Genomic DNA, 4,507 nt, shown 5'->3' on the forward strand with positions numbered 1-4,507 from the left:
GCGCCCCCGCGGTCCGTGCGCTCCTCGCCGCCGAGCGGCCGACGGTTCTCGGCGCGCAGGAGGTGCTGCGCGAGCAGACCACGGTGATGCTCGACGCCCTGGGCCCCGGGTACGCCGTGGTCGGCCGCGGTCGGGGCTCGGACGGAGGTGGCGAGGCCTCGCCGATCTTCTACGACTCCGGACGGCTCGAGTTGCTCGACTGGGCCCAGATCGCGCTGTCCGATCAGCCCACCCGCGCGGGATCGGCGTCCTGGGGGAACCTCATCCCCCGGGTCATGGTGTCGGCGGAGTTCCGCGATCGCGGGACCTCACGGAGCTTCCTCGTGATCAACACCCACCTCGACCCGTTCTCCGCGCGCTCTCGTCTGCGGTCGGCGCGGGCGATTCTCGACCTGGTGTCCGCCGCCGGCCCGTCGTCCGCCCGGCACAGTCCGGCGCTGGTGACCGGCGACCTCAACACGGGCCCGGCCGGCGCGGCGGTCCGAGAACTGGTCCGGGAGGGAACTCTGGTCGACAGTTGGCACAGCGCGCGGACCCGCGCGAGCGAGGAGTGGGGGACGTACACCGGCTACCGCGCGCCGCGGAGGAACGGGGCGCGCATCGACTGGATACTCGCCTCGTCAGCATTTAGGGTCACCCACGCCGCGGTCAACCCGCTGCGGCCCGGCGGCGTGTGGGCGTCGGACCATCTGCCCGTCCACGCCGTCGTGCGTCTCGACCGAGGGGGTGTCGCCGCGTGATCGACAACTTCCTGCGTCCCGCGGAGAACCGCGTGCGGATGGCGGCGGACGCTCTGCGGATCCTCGGGGCCCTCAGCGTCCTGCTCGCCCTGCTGCTGCACGGTCTCACGGACGCGGCCATCGTCGCGTTCGCCCTGCCGGGACTGATGCTCCCGCGCTTCGTCGGGATGCGGCCGTGGGCGGACACCGCGGTGTCGGTCACGTTGCTCGTCGCCGCCTGGAGCAACGTTTTCGACCTGTACACGCGCATCTGGTGGTGGGACATCGTGGTCCACTTCGCGTGCGCCGGAGCGCTGGCGGTGGTGACCTACCTGTTCCTCGCGCACCGCGGGATCGTGCCGGCACCGGGTGACGGGGGTGTCCCGGCCGCGGGGGCGGTGGTGCTCACCACCGCCTTCGGACTGGCCCTGGGCGCCCTGTGGGAGATGGTGGAGTGGTTCGGCCACGCCTACCTGACGGACCGGATCTACGTGACCCTCGACGACACGATCGGGGACATGGCCGCGGGTGGTCTCGGCGCCCTGGCCGCGGGTCTGCTCCTGGCCCACTGGCCCCGGGTGCTGATGCCGACCGACCACCCCGGTCGCGTGTCCTCGGAGGCGGGGTCCCGCCGCTAGACGGTCGACCCGGAGACCGCTGCCCGGGTACCGCCGCTGACGCCGGACCTCACCGGATGCCGTCCTCGTCGTCGTCGTTCCCCCGTGACCCCGGTGAGACGGGGTCCTCCGGTGACGGTGGCGTGGCGCCCGGCCGACGAACCGGGGCTCCGGCCCGCACCACCTCCGCCAGGAGGGGGAAGAGCAGGACGGTGACCGCCCCGGCCGCCACCAGGACGGAGGAGATCTCGCCCGTCATCAGACCGTTGTTCACCGCGACCTCGGTGACCGCCACGATGATCGGGAGACCGGTCGCCGCGTACAGACCCACCCTCGCCCGTTCCCGTGGACCGTCGAGCCCGGGGCTCGCGCGGGTGACGGTCTCGCCCAGCCACACCCCTCCGCCGCGGAGGACCAGCATGCTCACCACGGCCGCCACCAGCACCCACGGCGAGGCCGCCACGGCCTTGAGGTCGATGCCCATCCCCGACACCACGAAGAAGGCGGGGATGAACAGGGTGTAGCCGACGGTCTCCAGTTGACGGAGCAGGATCGCGGCGAGACCGCGGTCCGGGGCCTGGCCACCGCCGCGCAGGTGTGCCCCGAGGGAGTCGACCAGTCGGCGCACGATCATGCCGGCGGCGAACGCGCCGAGCACCACGTCCAGACCGAACACCGTGGCCACGACCATCATGGTGGCCAGCAGCAGGATCACCGTGCGCATGGCCAGCTGTCCGGTGGAGGTGGTGCCCTGCAGGAGCGCCCGACCGAGCGCGGGGATGTGGAGCAGTCGGGCCGGCACCGCCAGGATCACCAGCGCGGCCAGTCCGAACAGCCCGACGGCCGCGATGGAGGACTCGATGCTGCGGGTACCGAGCAGCACCGCCATCACGAGGATCGGCCCCAGTTCCCCCACCGCGCCGTGGGTGAGGACCGCCCGGCCCACGGGGGTGCTGTCGTGACCGGAGCCCTTGAGGATGGGCAACAGGGTCCCGATGGCCGTGGAGGTGAGCAGGAGCCCGATCGCCACGGCGGTCTCCCAGCGGCCCGAGACCATCCACCCCACCCCGGCTGCCAGGATCAGGCTGACGACCCAGGTCCCGGCCGCTCGTCGTCCGCTGCGCCCGGTGAGGGTGGAGACCTCGAGCTCGAACCCCGCCAGCAGGAACAGCATCCCCAGCCCGAGCTCCGCGAGGAGCGCCACCCCGCCGGATTCCACCGCCAGGTCCAGACCGTTGGGGCCGATCACCATCCCGCCCACCAGGAGGAGCACCACGCCCGGGATGAACGAGCGGGTGAACCCGGACAGCACCGGTGCCGCCCAGACGGCCAGGACGATCCAGAACAGCGAGACGAGTTCAGTGGGGGACGCCTCGGCGGCCAGGAGGGTGGTGGTCACGTCCGGCCTCTCGCTCGATCGATGAAGGAGAGCTTAGACGAGCGGCGCGCACGCGAGGCCGTCGACCGGCGTCGACCGGATCGTGCGAGGGTGGGGCACATGACCACCTCACCGCTCGACACGTCCGACGGTGACCCCCGGCGGCTCCCGGGCTTCCGTCGGACGTTCGGCGCGGGGCGACTGACCCTCGGGCTGGGATTCCCGCTGCGGACGCGCGCCGACCGGGTCGACGGCCCGGACATCAGCGAACAGATCGAGGTCGCCCGGGCTGCGGAGACCGGAGGGTTCGCCGCCCTCTACGCCCGGGACATCCCGCTTCGCGTCCCGTCGTTCGGCGACGTGGGCCAGATCTACGATCCGTGGGTGTTCCTCACGTACGTGGCCGCCCACACCAGCCGGATCGCCCTCGGGACGGCGGCCGTCGTGCTGCCCGTCCGCCATCCACTGCACGTGGCCAAGTCCGCGGCCAGCCTGGACCGTCTCTCCGGCGGCCGGTTCCTCCTGGGCGTGGCCTCCGGCGACCGGCCGGAGGAGTTCCGCGCGTTCGGGCTGGAGCAGGGGCGGCGGGGGGAGAGGTTCCGGGAGAACCTCACGGTGATGACACACGCCCTCACCACCGAGATGCGCGGGATCCGCTGGTCCGGGGGGTGGATGCACAGCGCGGACGTGGTCCCCAAGCCCACCGCCTCGTCGGTGCCGCTGATCATGACCGGCTCGTGTCAGCAGAGCATCACGTACCTGGCCGCCCACGGGCACGGATGGCTGACCTACCCGCGTGACTTCGACGCGCAGCGCCGGACCGCCGCGAGGTGGCGCGAGGTGGTGACCGAGAGCCGGGAGGGAGGATCCGACGACGACGAGGTGTTCAGCCCCTTCGCGCAATCGCTCCAGATCGACCTGGCCGAGGACCCGGACGAGGCGGCCTCGCCGATCGGCTTCGGGTTCCGGATCGGTCACCGGCGTCTGGTCGAGCACCTGGCGGACCTGCGGGGGATCGGGGTCAACCACGTCCTGCTGGGGGTCGGGGCGTCCCGCCGGCCGATCCGGGAGGTCGTCCACGAGCTGGCCGAGACCGTCGTGCCCCACTTCCCGGCGCTCGCCCACTAGCCTCACCGGCGGAACGGAGAGGCGGGACCACCCATGGCAGGCGCGGCCACCCCGGAACCCGGACTGTTCGAGCACCTCCGGTCCCGGCAGTTCCTGTTCATGCTGCCCCGCGCGGTGTCACTGCAGCTGATGCACCCGGCGATCAGTGCGGCGATGCTCGAGCACTCGCCCTCCCCGGGCTTCGTCTGGCTGCACAAGAAGCGATCGGTCCCCCCGACGATCGACATGGCGTTCGACCCCCATCCGGAGTCCTGGATCCCGAGGCGCATCGTGGTCACGAACGACACCATCCGGGGAACCGACGCCGACGGCCACCGTTACCACTCACTGGACCCGCAGGTCTTCCACTTCCAACACGCCACGTACGTGGACTCGCTGTTCGAGACCATCACGAGATTCCGCGGTCCACTGGGCCCCGGGGAACGCCGGTCGGTCTACGCCTCGTGCTGCAGGTGGTACCGCGCCTACGGCATCTCCGACGCACCGCTGCCCCCGACGGTCGAGGACTTCGACGCCTACTTCCGCGACCGGACCGGGGCGCTGGCCGTCACCCCGGCGCTCACGCGGGCAGCTGCTCCGTCCCCGCCAGTGGTGGCCGGCCGCGGTCCCCGCCGGCGCCATCCGGACGTTCCTGCATCCAGTGGCCGCGCGGGCGCTCGGGGTGC

At 72.2% G+C, this 4,507-nt stretch carries 5 protein-coding genes; 4 read left to right on the forward strand and 1 reads right to left on the reverse strand.

Annotation, left to right across the window (positions count from 1 at the left end; genetic code table 11):
- The coding region (locus tag G6018_RS09945; protein WP_182639509.1) for an endonuclease/exonuclease/phosphatase family protein at positions 1-740 on the forward strand (740 nt) is incomplete at its 5' end.
- The gene (locus G6018_RS09950) at positions 737-1,357 is read left to right on the forward strand and encodes a hypothetical protein (RefSeq protein ID WP_182639510.1); all 621 of its coding nucleotides are present in this window, start codon (positions 737-739) and stop codon (positions 1,355-1,357) included. The genes G6018_RS09945 and G6018_RS09950, both read left to right, overlap by 4 nt.
- A 49-nt stretch (positions 1,358-1,406) precedes the next feature.
- On the opposite strand, the gene G6018_RS09955 is transcribed toward G6018_RS09950, so the two are convergent.
- Entirely contained in the window at positions 1,407-2,735 is a 1,329-nt protein-coding gene (locus G6018_RS09955) for a cation:proton antiporter (protein ID WP_347237845.1), read from the reverse strand.
- 99 nt (positions 2,736-2,834) lie between these two features.
- Between G6018_RS09955 and G6018_RS09960 the strand changes: the two genes are divergently transcribed.
- Complete coding sequence (locus G6018_RS09960) at positions 2,835-3,842, forward strand: LLM class oxidoreductase (protein ID WP_182610715.1); 1,008 nt, start codon at positions 2,835-2,837, stop codon at positions 3,840-3,842.
- Between the two features lie 33 nt (positions 3,843-3,875).
- A partial coding sequence (locus G6018_RS09965) for an oxygenase MpaB family protein (protein WP_182639511.1) occupies positions 3,876-4,507 on the forward strand: 632 nt, incomplete at its 3' end.

The organism is Dietzia sp. DQ11-44, assembly GCF_014145205.1.
In the GTDB taxonomy this organism is placed as follows: domain Bacteria; phylum Actinomycetota; class Actinomycetes; order Mycobacteriales; family Mycobacteriaceae; genus Dietzia; species Dietzia natronolimnaea.